This window comes from Neisseria leonii, from assembly GCF_028776105.2.
Taxonomy (GTDB): Bacteria; Pseudomonadota; Gammaproteobacteria; order Burkholderiales; family Neisseriaceae; genus Neisseria; species Neisseria leonii.
The window spans coordinates 1,198,520-1,216,447 of the sequence record NZ_CP145606.1; the positions used below are offsets into that span (position 1 = coordinate 1,198,520).

Genomic DNA, 17,928 nt, shown 5'->3' on the forward strand with positions numbered 1-17,928 from the left:
TTCCAACCTGCACGTTTTTACCCGGCACTCTGCCAATGGCAGGCACGGTTGCGGCCGTCGGCACCCGACAGCAGCGGCGGGGCTTCGCGGCGGCAGATGTCGCGGACATGGCCGCAACGCTCCTGAAATGCGCAGCCCGGCGGCAGCTGTGACAGATTGGGCGGGTTGCCCGGAATGGTGGGCAGAACGTCCTCATGGCCGTCCAGGCGCGGTACCGCGCCCAGCAGACCGATGGTATAGGGGTGGGTCGGCCGGTAGAACATATCGTCCACGCCGCCGTATTCCATCGTCCGCCCCGCATACATGACCAGCACTTTGTCGCAGATGCCCGCTACCACGCCCAAATCGTGAGTAATCATGATGATGGTGGTGGCAAAATCACGCTTCAAATCATTGAGCAGGGCCATAATCTGCGCCTGCACGGTTACATCGAGTGCGGTGGTCGGCTCGTCGGCAATCAGCAGGCGTGGGCGGCACAGCAGCGCCATCGCAATCACGACGCGCTGGCGCATACCGCCGGAAAATTCGTGCGGATACATACCCATGCGTTTTTTCGCCTCGGGGATTTTCACCGCATCGAGCATTTTGGCCGCTTCGTCCCACGCCTCGCGTTTGCCCATACCTTTGTGCAGAATCAGCACTTCGGCCAACTGGTCGCCCACTTTCATATAGGGATTGAGCGAAGTCATCGGGTCTTGGAAAATCATCGCAATATCGCGTGCGCGGATGCGGTTGAGGGCTTTTTCGGGCAGGTTGAGGATTTCTTTGCCGTCAAACAGCACGCTGCCGTCCGCCCGGCCGTTTTTGGCCAGCAGCCCCATAATGGCAAACGAGGTTTGCGATTTTCCCGAACCGGATTCACCGACTATCCCCAGCGTTTCGCCGGGATAAAGGTCGAAATTGAGCCGGTTGACGGCGGTTACGGCACCGTCTTCGGTGTGGAACAAAACTTCCAGATCTCTGACTTGCAGCAGCGGATGACTCATCTCAAATCCTTCCTGTTTCAGACGGCCTTCTGCGGCAGAGGCCGTCTGAAAAACGGGTTAGCGGTCTTTCGGATCCAGCGCGTCGCGCAGGCCGTCGCCGATAAAGTTGAAACAGAACAGGGTAACCACCAGAAACACGCTCGGCACAATCAGCTGCCAGGGTGCCACCTGCATGGTTTGTGCCCCTTCCTGCAACAGCGCGCCCCAACTCGTCATCGGCTCCTGCACGCCCAAACCCAAAAAGCTCAAAAACGATTCAAACAGAATCATGCCGGGCACCAGCATGGACGCATACACCACCACCACGCCCAGCACGTTGGGCACGATATGGCGGAACACGATGGTGGCTTTGCCCACGCCGCCCACATGCGCCGCCTCCACAAATTCTTTGCGCTTCAAACCCAGCGTCTGCCCGCGCACAATCCGCGCCACATCGAGCCACGACACCAGGCCGATAGCGACAAAGATAAAAATCAGATTGCGGCCGAAAAACGTGACCAGCAGAATCACGAAAAACATAAACGGAAACGCATTGAGAATTTCCAGCAGGCGCATCATCAGCGAATCGGTTTTGCCGCCGATAAAGCCCGACACCGCGCCATATACCGTACCGAACACCACGGCCACCAACGCGCCGGCCACCCCCACCATCAGCGAAATACGCCCGCCGATGGCCACCCGCGTCAGCAAATCGCGGCCCAGTGAATCCGTACCCAGATAATGGCGGTTTTCCAGAGAAGGCGGCGACTGCATCGCGCCCCAGTCGGTATGGTCGTAGGCAAAAGGCGCAACCATCGGCACCACCAGCACAAACACGGCAATCAGCACCAGAACCAGCATACTGCCCACCGCCGCCTTGTTGCGTTTGAAACGCCGCACGGCATCCTGCCACAGGCTGCGCCCTTTGACTTCCGTCTGCGCGGCCGCCGCCGATACTGCGGCAGCCTGTTTTTTACTGACTAACATCGCTTATCCTTATTACAGGTATTTTCAGACGGCCTGTTTGACGGCAGGCCGTCTGAAAACCGGGCTGCTGCGGCGGAAAACGGCTTGCACGCCGCACCGCACATCAAACGGCAGCCCCCGATCAATAGCGGATTTTCGGATCGATAACCGCATAAAGAATATCGACCACCGCGTTAAACGCAATCGTCAAAACGCCCACCAGAATGGTCAGGCTCAACACCATGCCGTAATCGCGGTTGAGCGCGCCGTTCACAAACAGCTGGCCGATACCGGGCAGGCCGAAAATGGTTTCGATGACAATCGAACCGGTAATGATACCGACAAATGCCGGCCCCAAATAGGAAATCACGGGCAGCATGGCCGGACGCAGGGCGTGCTTCCACACTACCTGCCGCATCGGCACGCCTTTGGCACGCGCGGTACGGATAAACGGACTGTTCATCACTTCAATCATCGACCCGCGCGTAATCCGTGCAATGCTCGACACATACGACAAAGACAAAGCGGCCACCGGCAGAATCAGATTCGGCAGCGCGCCGTCGTTCCAACCGCCGGCAGGCAGCCATTTGAACGTCAGCGAAAACAGCAGCACCAGCAGCGGCGCTTTGACAAAACCGGGAATGACCACACCCGTCATGGCCGCGCCCATCAGCACATAATCCAACCACGTATTCTGCTTCAAAGCGGCAACCACGCCCAGCAGCACACCCAAAATCAAGGCCGCCGCAAAAGCATAAACCCCCAGTTCGAGCGAAACGGGAAACGATTGCGCCAGCAGCTCGTTCACGCTGAAATCTTTGTACTTGAACGACGGGCCGAAATCGCCGCGCGCCAATTGTTTGAGGTAATTGAGGTATTGCAGCCAAACCGGATCATTCAGACCGTATTTGGCTTCAATATTGGCCAGCACGGCAGGCGGCAGGTTGCGCTCGCCGGTAAACGGGCTGCCCGGTGCCAGCCGCATCATAAAAAATGATACGGTAACCAGCACCAGCAGCGTGGGTACCGCTTCCAGTATGCGGCGCAAAATCAGTTTGAACATGGTTGCGAACCTTCATTTTATCCGGCTGTATACCGGATTTTATAAGAATTTCCCTACTTAGGCCGTCTGAAAAACCGCCGCACCTTGCAGCAGGGGCGGCGGTTCAAAGCTGATGACTGTACCCGGCCGCCGGAATCAGTGTTTCAGGATAGACCAGTATTTCACTTGGAAATTGTTCAGCGGGTCGTTGCTGGAAAAGCCCTGCACGTACGGTTTCACCAGACGCGGCGAAACATAATGGTACACAAAAATCGTTGCCGCATCTTTGTCCAGTACGCCCTCGGCCTGACGGTACAGCTCGCCGCGCTGTTCGGGCGTTACATCCGCACCCAGCGTCTGCTTCATCAGGCTGTCGAACTCGGCACTCTTGTATTTGCCGTAGTTGCTGCTGTTATCCGATTTAAACGTATTCAGGAAGGTCGATGCCTCGTTGTAATCGGCACACCAGCCGCCGCGCGACATTTGGTGTTTCTGAGTGCGGCGCGTGTCCAGATAGGTTTTCCACTCCTGATTGTTGAGGGTTACGTCCACAAAGCCCAAGTCTTTTTTCCAGTTGGCGGCCGCAGCGGTTGCCAGCTTTTTGTGGTTTTCGTTGGTGTTGTACAGCAGCTCGAATTTCAGCGGGTTGGATTCGCTGTAACCGGCTTCGGCCAGCAGTTTTTTCGCTTCTTCGATGCGTTTTTCCTTAGGCCACGCTTTCCATTCCGGTTCGTAGTCTTTCATGCCCTGCGCAGCCGGTGGCGTGAACTGGTAGGCCGGTGTCTGCCCCTGGCCGAGAATCTGCTCGGCAAACAGCGGGCGGTCGAACGCCAGCGTCAGGGCTTTGCGCACGTTCGGGTTGTCGAACGGTGCTTTGGTGTGATTGAACTCGTAATAGTAAGTACACAGCTTGGGCGAAACTTTCAGCTGGTCGCCCAGTTCCGCCTGCAGGCTCTTGAACTGTTCGGTAGGAATTTCGTCCTGCGTTACATCGACTTCGCCCGCTTTGAAACGGTTGACATCGGTGGTCGAAGACGGAACGGCCAGCATGGTTACTTCATCGATTGCAGTGTTGGCATTGTCGAAATACTGCGGGTTGCGCTCCAAGACAATGCGCTCGTTGACCGTCCACGATTTCAGTTTATAGGGGCCGTTTACCACAATGTTTTCCGGCTGTGTCCATTTGTCGCCGTGGGTTTCCACCGCTTTTTTGCTGACCACTTTCGGTGAAGTGTGAACCAGCATATCGGGCAGATACGGTACAGGCTCAGTCAGTGTCAGCTCGACGGTTTTCGCGTCCAGCGCCTTCACGCCCAAGGTATCGGGTTTGGCCTTACCGTCCACGATTTCCTGCGCATTGAGCATTTTGGCATCGGCCAGATAAGTGGCATACGGCGAGGCCGTGGCCGGATCGGTCAGGCGGCGGAAACTGAACACCACGTCTTCGGCCGTTACCGGTTCGCCGTCCGACCATTTGGCATCACGCAGGGTAAACCGCCACACTTTGTTGTCTTCGGTTTCCCATTTTTCCGCCAATCCCGGGACGGTGTTGCCGTCGTTGTCCGTAGAAGTCAGACCGACAAACATTTGGCGGCTGATATTGGATTCGGGTACGCCGCTGACTTTGTGCGGATCGAGCGATTCGGGTTCGGCGGCGTTATTGATGGTTACGGACTGTTTTTCGGCCAATTCGCCGGAAACCGGCGCACCTGAGGCCGCAGGCGAAGCAGCAGGTGCGGCTGCTTTTTCGCCGCCGCAGGCGGCCAATGCCAACAGGGAAGCCAATGCAATCAATCGGACGGTAGGCTGTTTTTGCATAATGTTCTCCTCAACTCGGATGGGGGTTTTCAAAGATGCCGATTCGGCAGCAGAACCGCTAAACGGAAATATGGGTTTCCGCTTATGTTAAAATAAATCAAAAAATAGTCAATTCTTTTTATACCGCCGCACACTGCCTGCTTTGCGCGCCTACGGACCGGAGCGGCGGCAGGCCGTCTGAAAAAACCTTTCTTTTCAATACTGTAATACTGACATGAATGTTGCCGAACACGCTGCCCGCTATTCTCCCTATCTTGCCCGCCTCTTGGCCGGCGGCCTGCTGAAAGCCGAAATACTCAATCCGATGCTGGACAAAGTCCTGGATACGGCCGATTTTCAGGCGTTTGCCGACTGGGACTCAATCTGCGGCGAAGAAAATGAAGCCGAACTGGCGCGCCAACTGCGCCTGCTGCGCCGTTATGTGGTGGCGCAGATTATGGTGCGCGACTTGAACCGTATCAGCGATTTGGCCGAGGTTACCCGCACCATTACCCTTTTTGCCGATTTCGCCGTCAATACCGCGCTGGATTTCGCCTATACCTATTATCGGGGGCTGTACGGCACACCGCGCGGCCGCCATACGGGCCAGGTGCAGTATTTGAGCGTGGTGGCGATGGGCAAGGCGGGCGGTTATGAATTGAATGTGTCGTCCGATATCGACCTGATTTTTGTTTACCCCGAAGCGGGTGAAACAGACGGCCGCCGTGGGCGCGACAATCAGGAATTTTTCACCAAAGTCGGGCAGAAACTGATTGTGCTGCTCAACGACATCACGGCCGACGGACAGGTGTTCCGCGTGGATATGCGGCTGCGCCCCGACGGCGACTCCGGCCCTCTGGTATGGAGCGAAACCGCGCTGGAACAGTATTTAATCCGGCAGGGACGGGAATGGGAGCGTTACGCCTGGTGCAAAGGCCGCGTCATCACACCGTATCCCAACGGCATTAGTGCGCTGGTGCGTCCGTTCGTGTTCCGAAAATATCTGGATTACAGCGCCTACGAAGCCATGCGCGCGCTGCACCGCCAAATCCGCAGCGAAGTGGAACGCAAAGGCATGGCGGGTAACATCAAACTGGGGGCGGGCGGCATACGCGAAGTGGAATTTATCGCCCAGATTTTCCAAATGATACGCGGCGGCCGCACCCCGGGCCTGCAATTGAAAGGCACACAGGAAACCCTGCACGAATTGGCGCGGCTGAACATCATCGGGCGGGAGACCGCCGATACTCTGCTGGCCGCCTACCGTTTTTTACGCGATGTCGAACACCGCCTGCAATATTGGGACGACCGGCAGACACAAACCCTGCCCGATGCGCCCGAACAGCAGCAACGCTTGGCCGAAAGCATGGGTTTTGCCGACTATGCCGCATTTTCAGACGGCCTCGACGGCCACCGGCGGCGGGTAGACGCCGTGTTCAACGACATTCTGGCCGAACCGGCCGACGAACCGCAACAGGCCGCCTCTTGGCAGTGGATATGGCAGGAAAGCGCCGACGAAGCGGCCGTGAACCGCCGGCTGGCCGCGCACGGTTTCGATTCGGCTGTGGCCGAACGGCTGGCACAGCTGCGCCAAAGCGGCAAGTACCGCCGTCTCTCGGCCCAAGCCCAGCCGCGCTTTGATGCCGTGATACCGAAACTGGCCGAAGCAGCCGCCGCCCGTCCCAATCCTGCCGCCACCCTGCTGCGCCTGCTGGATTTTCTCGAAAACATCAGCCGCCGCTCCGCCTATCTGGCCTTTCTCAACGAACACCCCCAAGCCCTGCACCAAGTGGCCGGTATTTTCAGCCAGAGCGCGTGGGTGGCCGCCTATCTGACCCGATACCCGATTCTGCTCGACGAATTGCTGAGTGCGCAATTGATGGATACCGCCTTCGACTGGCCCGCACTCGGCCGCGCCCTTTCAGACGGCCTGAGTGCCGCTGCGGGCGACACCGAAGCACAGATGGATCTGCTGCGCCATTTCCAGCACACCCAAGTATTCTGCCTGGCCGTTCAGGATTTGGCGGGTCTGTGGACGGTGGAAGCCCTGTCCGACCAACTTTCCGCGCTGGCCGATACCGTCCTGACCGCCGCCTTGCCCGCCGTGTGGGCAGATACGCCGAAAACCCACACCGACACGCCCCATATCGCCGTCATCGGTTACGGCAAACTCGGCGGCAAAGAGCTGGGCTATGCCTCCGATCTCGATTTGGTCTATCTCTACGACGACCCCCACCCCGACGCGCCCGATGTTTACGGCCGCTTCGTCCGCCGCCTGACCAACTGGCTGTCGGCCGCCACCGGAGCGGGCACACTCTATGATGTCGATTTGCGCCTGCGCCCAAACGGCGAAGACGGTTTCCTCGTCCACAGCACCGCCGCTTTTGAAAAATACCAGCGCGAAAACGCATGGACATGGGAACACCAATCCCTGACCCGCGCCCGCTTTATCTGCGGCCGCCCCGAAATCGGTGCGGCATTCGACCGCATCCGCCAAGACTTGCTCACACAGCCGCGCGATGCCGCCGCCCTGGCCCGCGACATCACCGCCATGCGCGAAAAAATGTTCGCCACCCGCCCGCCACACGATGGCGATGTCAAATACGCGCGCGGCGGCGTGGTCGATGTCGAATTCATTGTCCAATATCTGATTCTCGCCCATGCCGCCCGCCACCCGCAGCTGCTCGACAACTACGGCAACATCGCCCTGCTGCGCATCGCCGCCGAAGCCGGACTGATTGAGCCGGAACCGGCCGCACAAAGCCGCACCGCCTACCGCTTCTACCGCCTGCAACAGCACAACGCCAAACTGCGCGATGCCGGTAAAGCCGAACCCACCCCCGAACTGCTCAGCCACTATCAATCCGTCCGCCGCCTGTGGCAGCAGGTGTTCGGCGAACCGCCCGCCACCGCCTGAAACCCTGCCGCACACACAGCAAGGCCGTCTGAAAACACCCGAAAGGTTTTCAGACGGCCTGCTGCTTACTGTTCCTATTTCAACCACACTCCGGGCAGCCACAGCGACAGTGCCGGAACCAGCGCAATCAGCAGCATACAGAACAGCATGGCGGCCAGAAACGGAATCATGGCGCGGAACAGCGGCATCATTTTCAGATTTGCCGACTGCATGGCAATAAAGAGACCGGGGCCGACCGGCGGCGTAACCAGTCCGACCAGCGTTGCCAAACTGACGACCACACCGAAATGTACAGGATCGATACCGAAACTCCTTACCGCAGGCAGCAGCAGCGGTACCATAACAATCATCACACTGATACTTTCCAAAAACATCCCCAAAACCACCACCAGCAGATAAACCGTCAGCAGGAATATGGTTTTAGAGTCTGTCAACGACACGAAAAAAGCGACAATCTGATCGGGTATGCCCTCGAAAGTCAGCGTCCAGCCGAACAGCGACGCAGCCGCAATCAGGCCGGTAATGGCGGCCGTTCCCGTACAGACACGGGCGAAGATGCCCGGCAGGTCGCGCCATTTCAGCCTGCGGTAAAGCACCGTACCGATCGCGAATGCCAACACGGCAGCCACCGCCCCCGCTTCGGTAGGCGTCATTACACCGGTAGCAATGAGCAGGATCACGGCAACGGGAATGCAGCCCGGAATCATGCCCGCCAACAAGTCTGCACGGACACGCTGCCTCACCGCGCGGCTGCCTGAGGGCAAGCCGTGCGTCCAACCGATAACGGCAATTACCAGTGCAAACGCCGCCACAATCAGCACCCCCGGTACGATGCCGGCCAAGAACAGTGCCGATACAGGCTGATACGCAATCACACCGTAAATAATCATCAGCATCGACGGCGGAATGACCGGCCCCAGCAGGCCGCCTGAAACGGTAACGGCGGCGGCAAAATTTTTGTCGTAGCCTTTCTTTTCCATTTCGGGAATCATCAACCGGCTCATTACCGCAATCTGAGCAGTAGCCGAACCGAGAATAGAAGCGGCCATGGCATTGGCCAGCAGGTTCACATAAGCCAGTCCGCCGCGCAAGCCGCCGACAAACAGACCGGCACAGGCAATCAGCCGCTGCGTCAGTCCGCCCCTGTTCATCAGCTCGCCCGCCAGCATAAACAGCGGCACCGCCAATAATCCGCTCTGGCCCAACACCCCGTCAAACTGGATCACGACTTCACTGACCAATACACCATTTCCGCTTTCAAACATAAACAGCAGCGCGGCCAGCAGAAGCGCGGTAAAAATCGGCACGCCGGCAAACAGTGCAATCAAAAATCCGAATACTGCCAGCATAATCAATCCTCCTTGGTCTCTGCGGCATGCGGCCGAATCAGTTGTACCGCCAAATGCCAGGCCATCAGGCCGAAACACACCGTCATGGCCAAATGGCCGTACCATTTCGGCATACCGGTAGTGGCCGACAGTAAAAAACGGTTTTCCGGCCGCATCAGCCAAATGACACCATAAGCACACACTGCCAGCAAAGTCAGCAGACCCGCCGCAGTAATCACGCGCTGCATGGGACGGTGTATGGTTTCGGGCAGTATGGCGGCCAACAGATCGACTTTCAGCATTCCGTTGCGGTAAATCAAATAACTTGTGCCGATACAGGTGGCCAGCACCAGCATCTGTACCGCCGCTTCCTCTGCCCAGAAAAGCGGGTTGCCGAATACATAACGCAAAGCCACCTGCGCAGTCAGAATCACAGTCAGTGCCGCCATCAAACCCACCATGGCGGCATATTCCGCACGGGCGATACAGCGGTCGATACGGTTGAGTACATCCATCATCATTGCCCCTCCTGACCGGCAGAAACACGGTAAAAAACTGCCGCTTCGGGATAGCGGCGGATATATTCCCGAGCCGTTTTTTCACCGACGGCCTTCAATGCCGCATAATCGGGTTCCGCAACGGTCACACCGGCTGCTTTGAGTGCGGCAATATTGTTCCGTTCCTGTTCCGCCTGCTGTGCCAGCCCCCAGCGTTCGGCTTCCGCAAATGCCGAACGTACCTGCCGCCGCTCCTCTGCCCCCAGCGTATCCCACCAAGTTTTCGATGCCACGGCCACGCCGGGAAAAGCCATATGGTTGGTCAAAGTCAGATACGGCGCACGGTAATACATTTTCATACCGGCTACGATGTCCAAATCGGCATCGACACCCGAATCAGATTGGTCGTCAGTGCGGGCATAATGTCGCTGACGGCCAGTGCGGTCGGTGCCGCATCCAGATTGCGCCACCACGAGTTGAACAACGGATTGGGAAACGATCGGATTTTGCGCCGGCGAAAATCCTCCACTCCCCGTACCGGCTGAGTCGTCAGTACATGGCGCATTCCCGCCATCGTATAGCCCAAGCCGACCAATTTGTGCCGTTCGAGACCGGCCAGCAGACGGCGTGCTTCGGGCGAACCCACGGCGGCATTGGCCTCATCCATACCGGAAAAGGCATACGGCAGAAACCAGGCGTTCATGGCCGGTTCGCGGTTGGACAGATTGCCTGCCGTCAAAACGGCAAATTGCAGTGCGCCCGACTGCAACAGACTGATCATCTGGTCGTCGCCGCCCAGTTTGGACAAAGGGTAAATCACGGTCCGGTATTTACCGCCGCTTTGCTGTTGCAGGTTGTCGGCAAACCGTTGGGAAACTTTGTGCCAGATATGTGCGGGCGGAGTGACGTGCCCCAGACGCAGGGTCTGCGCGCCCGCAGGATAAATGATGCAGGCTGTCAGAAACGCAGCCAGTTTGTATATGACGCCCATCTCATACTCCTCTGATTTTTTTTGTTTTAACAGGCATATCATCGGTTAAGGCCGTCTGAAAACGGATAAAGCGGGTTTTCAGACGGCCTTGCATTCAGCCGATACGCAAATCGATCTCACCGATACCGTCAATCGAACCGGCCAACACATCACCGCCTTTCACCGCGCCCACTCCCTCCGGCGTACCGGTAAAAATCAGGTCTCCGGCCTGCAAACGGTAAAACTTCGACAGGTGGGCGATGATTTCGCGCACATTCCAGATCAACAGGTTCAGGTTGCTGCTCTGTACTGTTTTGCCGTTTACACGCAGTTCGATGGTGCCGCTGTCAAGCACACCGGTACCGCTTTTGCGTACAATCGGCGACAACACGGCCGATTGTGCGAAATTTTTACCCAAATCCCAAGGGCGGCCGCTTTCGCGTGCTTTAAGCTGCAAATCGCGGCGGGTCATGTCCAAGCCGCAGGCATAACCGTAAATCAGGCCGTCCGCTTCGTCCTCGTCCACCTCGAAGCCGTCTGCACCGATGGCAACGACCAACTCCATTTCATAATGGTAATGCTCTGTTTGCGGCGGATAAGGGACGGTACTGCCGCTTGGCACATAAGCCGATGCGTCTTTCAGAAAATAAAACGGCTCTTGGCTGTGCTTATCCACGCTGACGCCCATTTCTGCCGCATGGGCGTGGTAGTTTCGTCCGACACAAAAAATGCGTCTGACGGGAAATTTGCCGCTGCTGCCGGCAATATCCGCCAGAACGGGCGGCGGCGGGGGAAATACGGTTGCTGTCATCGGAAGACTCCTGGTTTGTCGGTCAAAAGGATACGGGCATACACGGCTTAAAAAATGCCCAGATACTCGTGCAGCGGTGCTTCGTCGGCCGTGATGAAAAAGGCATCTTCACTGCCGGTATTGGTCAGCGTAATGCGGCTGTAACCGGGTGTGCAGAAGGTATCTTTGTCCCGCCACACAGCCTGTCCCGCAGGATCCACATTCAGACGGCCTTCTCCGCCCACCACATGAAAGACGCAGGGAGTAGTGCGTTCCGGCAGGGTAACGGCAGACCCGGCACGCAGCATCGCGGCACCGAAGCCGATGCTCGGAAACAGGCTGCGCCCGTTTTCCGGATTGACATAAGCCGCCTGCACCCAACTGCTGCCGCTGTGGGCGGCCATTTCCGTCAGGCAGCGGTGCGTTCGGTGCCACGGATAGCGCAACATCGGTACACGGTTTTGTCCGCGCACAAAGCCGGGACTCGGCACCATGCCGCAGGCACTGTATTCGGCAAACGGTTTATCCGCCTCCCGGGTCATGGTTTGTGCCGCCCCCTCCTGTGCCCACGATCCTTCCAGACGGTAAATCAGCGGTAAATCCAGTACGTCCAGCCACACCACCGGTTCATCGCCCGTGTGGCTGTGTTCGTGCCACATACCGGAAGGTGTCAGAATCAGGTCTCCGCGCGCCATGCGGCAGGGCTCGCCGTTTACCGTGGTACAGGCACCCTCTCCTTCCACGATAATCCGCACAGCATTGGGCGTATGGCGGTGGTTCGGCGCGGTTTCGCCCGGCAGAATCAGTTGCAGGCCGAGATAAATGCTCGGCGTAGCGCGCAGATTGTCCAAGCCGTGCCCGGGATTGGCCAACACCAGCACCCGCCGTTCTGCTTTTTCTATCGGTGTCAGCACTCCTGCTTCCATCAGCAGCGGACGCACGTTTTCATACGGCCAAATCTGTGTCTGTGTGCGGCATGCGGGTTTGCCGGGCGGCAGCAGCCCGCGCATACTCGGCCACAGCGGCACCAGATGGTTGGCCTGCAAACTGTCGCGGTAGGTTTGGGGCAGTTCGTCCAAAGAGGCTAACGGATTCATGACTCATCACTTTCTGTTGTTCCAAAAGATACGGCAGCACCTTCATATAGGCCGTCTGAAATCAGGTATCCAGACAATTGGCGGCGTTCCAGCCGTACAGCCATTCCACCGCATCGTAAAACCGATCTTGGCTGCGTCCCCGCCACATTTGGTTGCGGATCAGCCGCTCCACACCGGCAGCATGATATAGCCGGCCCATTTCTCGGGTAGACAACACCACGCGGGCGGTACGCGGAATACGGATCTGCTCGTAACGGCGGAAAGCGGCGGCCAAATCGCCGCCGGACTCTGCAACGCACCGCCCCAACACCACGGCATCCTCCAAAGCCATACAGGCACCCTGTGCCAGATACTGCATCAGCGGATGGGCGGCATCGCCCAGCAGGGTCGCGCAACCCCTGCCCCAGCTTTCAACCGGCTGGCGGTCGGCGGTTGCCCACCGCTTCCATGACTTAGGTAAAGACAGCAATCTGCGCGGGCTGTCGTCTATCCCTTGGAAGTACGACAGTACCTCTGCCTGAGAGCCTTCCCGTACGCCCCATTCCTCCTGTTCGCGGCTGTGAAACGTCACCACCAGATTGTATTGCCGGCCGCCGCGCAAGGGATAATGCACCAAATGGCAATTGGGCCCTGCCCACAACACCGGCCCGTTGATGCGCAAATCCTCCGGCATTTCCGCCGCGTCCACCACGGCACGGTACACCACATGACCGGATACGCGTGCGGCATCACCGATAAGTGTTTCACGTACCACCGATTTCACACCGTCCGCACCCACCAGGGCATCACCCAGGTAACGGTTGCCTGCTGCATCTTCCACCGCCACGCCGTCATCACTCCAATCAACTTTGACAACGCGGGCAGAAGTTTGAAAACGGATCTGCGGATGGCGCTCCACCGCCTCCAAAATCGACCGATGGATATCGGCACGGTGGATGACACCGTAAGGATTGCCGAAACGCCGTCTGAATGCATCGCCCACGGCCATTTCCGCAATTTTTCCGGTATCGACAGCATCCATCATGACCAATCTGTCGACAAAAACAGACCGCCGCCGCGCCGCTTCGCCCACACCCAAATCGTCCAGCGCGGCATACGCATTGGGGCCGAGCTGGATACCCGCACCGATTTCGCCGATGCTTGATGCCTGTTCCAGCAACAATACTTCCATATTCTGCCGCACCAGTGCCAAAGCAGCGGCCAAGCCGCCGATACCGCCTCCGACAATAATCATGCGTTGTGCCATTTTTTGTCCTCCTGAAAGCTGAATGGGTTCTCTGATGAATCAAGAGTTTCAAGCAGTAAAATCCGGCTGGCACTCGGGTTTCGCCCGCATAAAGGCCGCCTGTGCCATACAGTGGCGGTAAACCGCTGTCAGACGCGGATAAAGGTTTAAATCACAACCAAAACGTTCGGCATTGGCCATTTGCGGTATCAGGCAGACATCGGCCAGCGTCGGTACACCGCCGAAACAGTACGGAGAAGCCGGACGGTTCGATAACACCTGCTCCGCACTGCCCAAACCCTCAGCCACCCAATGCCGGTACCAAGTCTTTTTTTCCGCTTCCGAAACCGACAGCGTCTCAGTCAGATATTTCAATATCCGCAGATTGTTCAGCGGGTGGACATCGCAGGCGATGCCGTAGGCAAACGCACGCACTTCGGCCTGAAAACGGATTTCCTCCGGCAACAGCGGCGGTTCGGGATATTGCCGGTCGAGATACTCGATAATGGCCAAAGACTGGTTCAGTACAAAATCCCCATCAACCAAAACAGGCACGCCTTTGGCCGGATTCAGCTGCCGATACCCTGCCGATGCCTGTTCTCCGATACGGATATTGATGCCTGCATATTCATAGTCGATGCCTTTGAGTGCTAACGCAATCCGCACGCGGTAGGAAGTCGAGCTGTTGAAAAAACTGTAAAGTTTCATATTGCCTGTTATCTGTGTTCCCGGCAGCCTGAACATTTCAGACCGCCTATCGGTCCGCACTATTATTCCCAACAAAAGGCATATCTGTATAATGATTAAATTTGATATCTCCATAGCGGAAATGATATGAATATAAAGTGGGCCAAAAGACTCAAACTCAAACAATTAAAACTGCTGATACTGCTGGCCGAAACCGCAAACTTGAGCGAAACAGCCAGACAGGCAAATATGACCCAGCCTGCTTTGTCCCGCTGGCTGAAAGAACTGGAAGAAGATACCGGCCACGAATTGTTTGCCCGCCATGCCCGAGGCTTAACGCCCACCGCTGCGGGCAATATTCTGATTGCCCATGCCCGCCGTATTCTGATTGAAGCCGAACGCACCCAACAGGATTTGGACGACACCGCCAGGGGCGACAGCCGTACACTGCTTATCGGCATGTCGCCCGCAGCCGCACCGCATTTTGTCCCCACCGCCGCCATGCGCTTTTTACAGGCCAATCCGAAGGTATATCTGGAAATACAGGAAGGCACCATGGATCACTTGGTCGGCCGTCTGAAACAGGGCTTGCTGGATTTGGTAGTCGGCCGTCTCGACAATTACGAACCGGACAGCGAACTGCAAAGCGAACAGCTTTATCTGGATCCCATACGCATCGTTGCCCGTATGCACCACCCTCTGACACAAAAATCCGCCCTGAAATGGGCAGATTTGGAACCTTACGAATGGATTATCTGGCCGTCCGGCACCCCCATACGCAGCCGTTTGGACAACGCATTGACTGCCGCAGGCAGGCGCGCGCCGGTTTACCGTATCCAGTCTACCTCGCAAGTGGCCAACCTGTGGCTGCTGCAATACAGCGATATGCTCTCGGTTGCCTCAAAAGGCGTGGCAGAACATTTCCACCGCCGCGGGCTGCTGACCGAACTGAACCTGCCCTTGGATACTGCCGACGGTGCTGTCGGTATGGTCTGGCGGGAACAGGCACAGCCGGACACTCTGCTGCACCAGTTTATCGGATGCTGCCGCACGGCAGTCCGCACCATCGGTGCCGATGCAGGGCCGCTCTCTTTTCAGGCAGTTTGAAACTGCCGGATGCCTGCTATGTGAAAACAGGCCGTCTGAAAACACTCGAAAGGTTTTCAGACGGCCTTGCTCTTGGCGGTTAAGCCCGATCGGGCAGTATCCGCTTCATACGCGGGCGGGCGGCCGCAGGCCGGCCAGTCCGGCAAATATGCTGCCCGAAGCGGTATCCTTTACCCCAAACATAGTGATGCCGCTGATAAGCAGCGCGGAAATCTGCGCTTCCAGTTCATTCCATCAAGCTGTTGATTTTGCGCGTAGTTTGGGCGGCAAACACGGTTTTAATCAGCGCGGATCGGCTGACATGGGAAAAGCTGAGGAAAATCTGGCAGGTAACGCAGGTAAAAAAGTACAACCCCATCGCCGCCAGCATCATGCGGACGGACGTGCGGTCCACAATAAAACCGATCCACGGCATCAGAAAACAGAGCAAGATACCGGACAGCATGGCCGCACCGGACAGCATACTGCCGCCTTCCGCCGTTTTGCCGGGCAGCCACGGCGCGATCACCATACCGATACCGACGGAAACCGAAGCCGTGAGATTGGCAATCAACAAGAGCCATACCCGCACCGCACCCTCCTTATCCGCCCCCTATGATCAACCGCCCGCTTGTAACCCATCTGTCTGTCATGCCAAACGCATCATCGGACACACGGGCATAACGGGATTTCAGACGGCCTCGGTAAGACATGACCGCAACGGCATTTACGGCAAGCCCGACGGTTTTGACGGACAGGCGCAGCCCCGGTTTCGGCCATGCAGCCGCAGACGGTGCAGATCCGTAACCCCTGCCGGCCAATCTGGCCCGGCCGTTTTGTCTGCCGGAGAAGACAGCCAAGCCGCCTGAAACGGCCGCCATACCGCATATGCCGGTACTACCAAACCGCCCGGCAAAACCGGATCAGGCCATACGGCGGAAACCGTTGGCAAATGACCGCCGGGAAAATTTTTCCTGCCGCCGCGCCAAACGGTTTTCAGACGGCCTCTTCTCCGCAACGACCCAGCAGCATGGCATCGCCGTAGCTGAAAAAACGGTATTGCTGCGCGACGGCATGACGGTAAACCTGCCGGATATGTTCCGTTCCCGAAAACGCGCTGACCAGCATCAGCAGTGTCGATTTGGGCAGGTGGAAATTGGTAATCAGACGGTCGATGACCTGAAAACGGTAGCCCGGTGTGATGAAAATATCGGTGTCGCCCTGCCCTGCACGCAAGCCGCCGCGCGCGGCCGATTCCAAAGCGCGCATCGATGTCGTACCCACCGCCCAAACCCGTCGCCCGCGCGCCTTGGCCGTTTCGACAGCCGCCACGGTTTCGGGCGGCACGTCGTACCATTCGCTGTGCATTTTGTGTTCGGCAATATTATCCACCCGCACCGGCTGGAACGTCCCCGCACCGACATGCAGCGTAACTTCGGCCAACACCGCCCCTTGGGCACGCAGCCGGTCCAGCAGGCCGTCTGTAAAATGCAGCCCCGCAGTCGGCGCGGCCACCGCCCCCTGATGCTTGGCATAAACGGTTTGATAACGCCCCTCATCATCTTCATCGGCCGCACGCCCGATATACGGCGGCAGCGGCAGGCGGCCGTGCTGTGCCAATAAATCGTACACGCTCTGTGTTCCGGCAAATTTCAGGCAGAACAGTTCGCCGTGCCGTTCCGTCATTTCCGCCTCGATACCGCCGTCAAACAGCAGGCAGGCACCGGGCTTGGGCGACTTGGACGCACGGATATGCGCCAGCGCGGTATGCGTATCGACCACCCGTTCGATTAAGGCTTCGATACGCCCGCCGCTGGCTTTCTGCCCGAACAGGCGCGCCTTCATCACTTTGGTATTGTTGAACACCAGTACATCACCCGCTTCAATATAATCGGGCAAATCGGCGAAGCGGCCGTCTGAAAACGGCCCGCCGGGCAAAGCGGCCAGCAGGCGGCTGGTGCCGCGCTCGGCAGGCGGGTGCTGGGCAATCAGGTGTTCGGGCAGGTCGAAATCGAAATCGGACAGCTGCATGGCGGATTCCTGTGAAATTCGGCCGTTTTCAGACGGCCTAAAAAGAAAAAGCCTTCGCTTTTGCAAAGGCTTTCGGACAAAAACCGGATTATTTCAATTTGGTTTCTTTATAGATAACGTGCTTGCGGGCAACGGGATCAAATTTTTTGATTTCCAGCTTGCCCGGCATGGTACGTTTGTTTTTGGTCGTCGTATAGAAATGACCGGTACCGGCTGACGATTCCAGTTTGATTTTATCGCGCATTGCTCAGATTCCTTGATTAAAAAATTCGTTAGGCTTCGCCGCGTGCGCGCAAATCGGCCAATACAACGTCGATACCCACTTTGTCGATGGTGCGCAGCGCAGCGTTGGATACACGCAGGCGAACCCAGCGGTTTTCGCTTTCCACCCAGAAACGGCGTGATTGCAGGTTAGGCAAAAAACGGCGTTTGGTTTTGTTGTTGGCGTGCGATACATTGTTGCCGGACATCGGGCGTTTACCGGTTACCTTGCAAACTCGTGCCATGGTTGAACTCCAAACTTCTGAAAC

Annotated in this window: 18 protein-coding genes; 2 read left to right on the forward strand and 16 right to left on the reverse strand. The window is 57.5% G+C overall.

The genetic code is table 11. The features are described 5' to 3' along the window. Positions 1-17: 17 nt before the first annotated feature. From oppD to ORY85_RS05750, 4 genes are all read right to left on the reverse strand, one after another. Positions 18-986 carry an oligopeptide ABC transporter ATP-binding protein OppD gene (oppD, locus tag ORY85_RS05735; protein ID WP_274572067.1) on the reverse strand — a complete coding sequence of 323 codons (969 nt, stop codon included), beginning with the start codon at positions 984-986 and terminating at the stop codon, positions 18-20. Between the two features lie 57 nt (positions 987-1,043). Then, a complete protein-coding gene (gene oppC, locus ORY85_RS05740) occupies positions 1,044-1,952 on the reverse strand; it encodes an oligopeptide ABC transporter permease OppC (RefSeq protein WP_274572068.1) in 909 nt (302 codons plus the stop codon). A gap of 121 nt (positions 1,953-2,073) precedes the next feature. Next, positions 2,074-2,994 carry an oligopeptide ABC transporter permease OppB gene (gene oppB / locus ORY85_RS05745; protein WP_274572069.1) on the reverse strand — a complete coding sequence of 307 codons (921 nt, stop codon included), beginning with the start codon at positions 2,992-2,994 and terminating at the stop codon, positions 2,074-2,076. A gap of 135 nt (positions 2,995-3,129) precedes the next feature. Beyond that, on the reverse strand, positions 3,130-4,791 hold the full coding sequence (locus tag ORY85_RS05750) for an ABC transporter substrate-binding protein (RefSeq protein WP_274572070.1): 1,662 nt from the start codon (positions 4,789-4,791) through the stop codon (positions 3,130-3,132). Positions 4,792-5,005: 214 nt separating this feature from the next. Between ORY85_RS05750 and glnE the strand changes: the two genes are divergently transcribed. Next, entirely contained in the window at positions 5,006-7,687 is a 2,682-nt protein-coding gene (glnE, locus tag ORY85_RS05755) for a bifunctional [glutamate--ammonia ligase]-adenylyl-L-tyrosine phosphorylase/[glutamate--ammonia-ligase] adenylyltransferase (RefSeq protein ID WP_274572072.1), read from the forward strand. A gap of 74 nt (positions 7,688-7,761) precedes the next feature. Here glnE and ORY85_RS05760 read toward each other — a convergent pair whose 3' ends face one another. The 8 genes from ORY85_RS05760 to maiA form a co-directional block, all read right to left on the reverse strand. Further along, a complete protein-coding gene (locus ORY85_RS05760; RefSeq protein ID WP_274572073.1) occupies positions 7,762-9,036 on the reverse strand; it encodes a TRAP transporter large permease in 1,275 nt (424 codons plus the stop codon). A 2-nt stretch (positions 9,037-9,038) separates the two neighbouring features. Then, on the reverse strand, positions 9,039-9,536 hold the full coding sequence (locus ORY85_RS05765) for a TRAP transporter small permease (protein ID WP_274572074.1): 498 nt from the start codon (positions 9,534-9,536) through the stop codon (positions 9,039-9,041). Further along, complete coding sequence (locus ORY85_RS05770; protein WP_274572076.1) at positions 9,533-9,871, reverse strand: hypothetical protein; 339 nt, start codon at positions 9,869-9,871, stop codon at positions 9,533-9,535. Before ORY85_RS05770 ends, ORY85_RS05765 begins: the two co-directional genes overlap by 4 nt. A gap of 5 nt (positions 9,872-9,876) precedes the next feature. Continuing rightward, the gene (locus tag ORY85_RS05775) at positions 9,877-10,503 is read right to left on the reverse strand and encodes a TRAP transporter substrate-binding protein (protein WP_274572077.1); all 627 of its coding nucleotides are present in this window, start codon (positions 10,501-10,503) and stop codon (positions 9,877-9,879) included. Between the two features lie 94 nt (positions 10,504-10,597). After that, positions 10,598-11,293, reverse strand: a complete 696-nt coding sequence (locus tag ORY85_RS05780; RefSeq protein ID WP_274572079.1) for a fumarylacetoacetate hydrolase family protein — start codon at positions 11,291-11,293, stop codon at positions 10,598-10,600. A 47-nt stretch (positions 11,294-11,340) separates the two neighbouring features. Further along, positions 11,341-12,369, reverse strand: a complete 1,029-nt coding sequence (locus tag ORY85_RS05785; RefSeq protein ID WP_274572080.1) for a cupin domain-containing protein — start codon at positions 12,367-12,369, stop codon at positions 11,341-11,343. 61 nt (positions 12,370-12,430) lie between these two features. Further along, positions 12,431-13,615: a 3-hydroxybenzoate 6-monooxygenase gene (locus ORY85_RS05790; RefSeq protein WP_274572081.1), complete on the reverse strand. Its 1,185-nt coding sequence runs from the start codon at positions 13,613-13,615 to the stop codon at positions 12,431-12,433. A gap of 48 nt (positions 13,616-13,663) precedes the next feature. Next, positions 13,664-14,302, reverse strand: a complete 639-nt coding sequence (maiA, locus tag ORY85_RS05795; RefSeq protein WP_274572083.1) for a maleylacetoacetate isomerase — start codon at positions 14,300-14,302, stop codon at positions 13,664-13,666. Positions 14,303-14,428: 126 nt separating this feature from the next. Here maiA and ORY85_RS05800 point away from each other — a divergent pair, with 126 nt between their 5' ends. Further along, positions 14,429-15,388, forward strand: a complete 960-nt coding sequence (locus ORY85_RS05800; RefSeq protein WP_274572085.1) for a LysR family transcriptional regulator — start codon at positions 14,429-14,431, stop codon at positions 15,386-15,388. A gap of 226 nt (positions 15,389-15,614) precedes the next feature. On the opposite strand, the gene ORY85_RS05805 is transcribed toward ORY85_RS05800, so the two are convergent. The 4 genes from ORY85_RS05805 to rpmB all read right to left on the reverse strand — a co-directional run bounded on the left by ORY85_RS05805 (position 15,615) and on the right by rpmB (position 17,904). Then, complete coding sequence (locus tag ORY85_RS05805; protein WP_274572086.1) at positions 15,615-15,959, reverse strand: hypothetical protein; 345 nt, start codon at positions 15,957-15,959, stop codon at positions 15,615-15,617. A 404-nt stretch (positions 15,960-16,363) separates the two neighbouring features. Beyond that, positions 16,364-17,398: a tRNA preQ1(34) S-adenosylmethionine ribosyltransferase-isomerase QueA gene (gene queA, locus ORY85_RS05810; protein ID WP_274572087.1), complete on the reverse strand. Its 1,035-nt coding sequence runs from the start codon at positions 17,396-17,398 to the stop codon at positions 16,364-16,366. Positions 17,399-17,486: 88 nt separating this feature from the next. Continuing rightward, positions 17,487-17,642, reverse strand: a complete 156-nt coding sequence (gene rpmG, locus ORY85_RS05815) for a 50S ribosomal protein L33 (protein WP_003684373.1) — start codon at positions 17,640-17,642, stop codon at positions 17,487-17,489. Between the two features lie 28 nt (positions 17,643-17,670). Further along, on the reverse strand, positions 17,671-17,904 hold the full coding sequence (gene rpmB / locus ORY85_RS05820) for a 50S ribosomal protein L28 (protein WP_002216391.1): 234 nt from the start codon (positions 17,902-17,904) through the stop codon (positions 17,671-17,673). Between the last annotated feature and the right edge of the window lie 24 nt (positions 17,905-17,928).

What these genes read in the sequence shown, in the direction of transcription:
- rpmB (WP_002216391.1), bottom strand. Translation starts at nt 17,904, where the DNA reads ATGGCACGAGTTTGCAAGGTAACCGGTAAACGCCCGATGTCCGGCAAC.
- ORY85_RS05770 (WP_274572076.1), bottom strand. Translation starts at nt 9,871, where the DNA reads ATGAAAATGTATTACCGTGCGCCGTATCTGACTTTGACCAACCATATG.
- ORY85_RS05775 (WP_274572077.1), bottom strand. Translation starts at nt 10,503, where the DNA reads ATGGGCGTCATATACAAACTGGCTGCGTTTCTGACAGCCTGCATCATT.
- maiA (WP_274572083.1), bottom strand. Translation starts at nt 14,302, where the DNA reads ATGAAACTTTACAGTTTTTTCAACAGCTCGACTTCCTACCGCGTGCGG.
- ORY85_RS05800 (WP_274572085.1), top strand. Translation starts at nt 14,429, where the DNA reads ATGAATATAAAGTGGGCCAAAAGACTCAAACTCAAACAATTAAAACTG.
- ORY85_RS05760 (WP_274572073.1), bottom strand. Translation starts at nt 9,036, where the DNA reads ATGCTGGCAGTATTCGGATTTTTGATTGCACTGTTTGCCGGCGTGCCG.
- ORY85_RS05750 (WP_274572070.1), bottom strand. Translation starts at nt 4,791, where the DNA reads ATGCAAAAACAGCCTACCGTCCGATTGATTGCATTGGCTTCCCTGTTG.
- ORY85_RS05780 (WP_274572079.1), bottom strand. Translation starts at nt 11,293, where the DNA reads ATGACAGCAACCGTATTTCCCCCGCCGCCGCCCGTTCTGGCGGATATT.
- queA (WP_274572087.1), bottom strand. Translation starts at nt 17,398, where the DNA reads ATGCAGCTGTCCGATTTCGATTTCGACCTGCCCGAACACCTGATTGCC.
- oppC (WP_274572068.1), bottom strand. Translation starts at nt 1,952, where the DNA reads ATGTTAGTCAGTAAAAAACAGGCTGCCGCAGTATCGGCGGCGGCCGCG.
- rpmG (WP_003684373.1), bottom strand. Translation starts at nt 17,642, where the DNA reads ATGCGCGATAAAATCAAACTGGAATCGTCAGCCGGTACCGGTCATTTC.
- ORY85_RS05790 (WP_274572081.1), bottom strand. Translation starts at nt 13,615, where the DNA reads ATGGCACAACGCATGATTATTGTCGGAGGCGGTATCGGCGGCTTGGCC.
- ORY85_RS05765 (WP_274572074.1), bottom strand. Translation starts at nt 9,536, where the DNA reads ATGATGATGGATGTACTCAACCGTATCGACCGCTGTATCGCCCGTGCG.
- oppD (WP_274572067.1), bottom strand. Translation starts at nt 986, where the DNA reads ATGAGTCATCCGCTGCTGCAAGTCAGAGATCTGGAAGTTTTGTTCCAC.
- ORY85_RS05785 (WP_274572080.1), bottom strand. Translation starts at nt 12,369, where the DNA reads ATGAATCCGTTAGCCTCTTTGGACGAACTGCCCCAAACCTACCGCGAC.
- oppB (WP_274572069.1), bottom strand. Translation starts at nt 2,994, where the DNA reads ATGTTCAAACTGATTTTGCGCCGCATACTGGAAGCGGTACCCACGCTG.
- glnE (WP_274572072.1), top strand. Translation starts at nt 5,006, where the DNA reads ATGAATGTTGCCGAACACGCTGCCCGCTATTCTCCCTATCTTGCCCGC.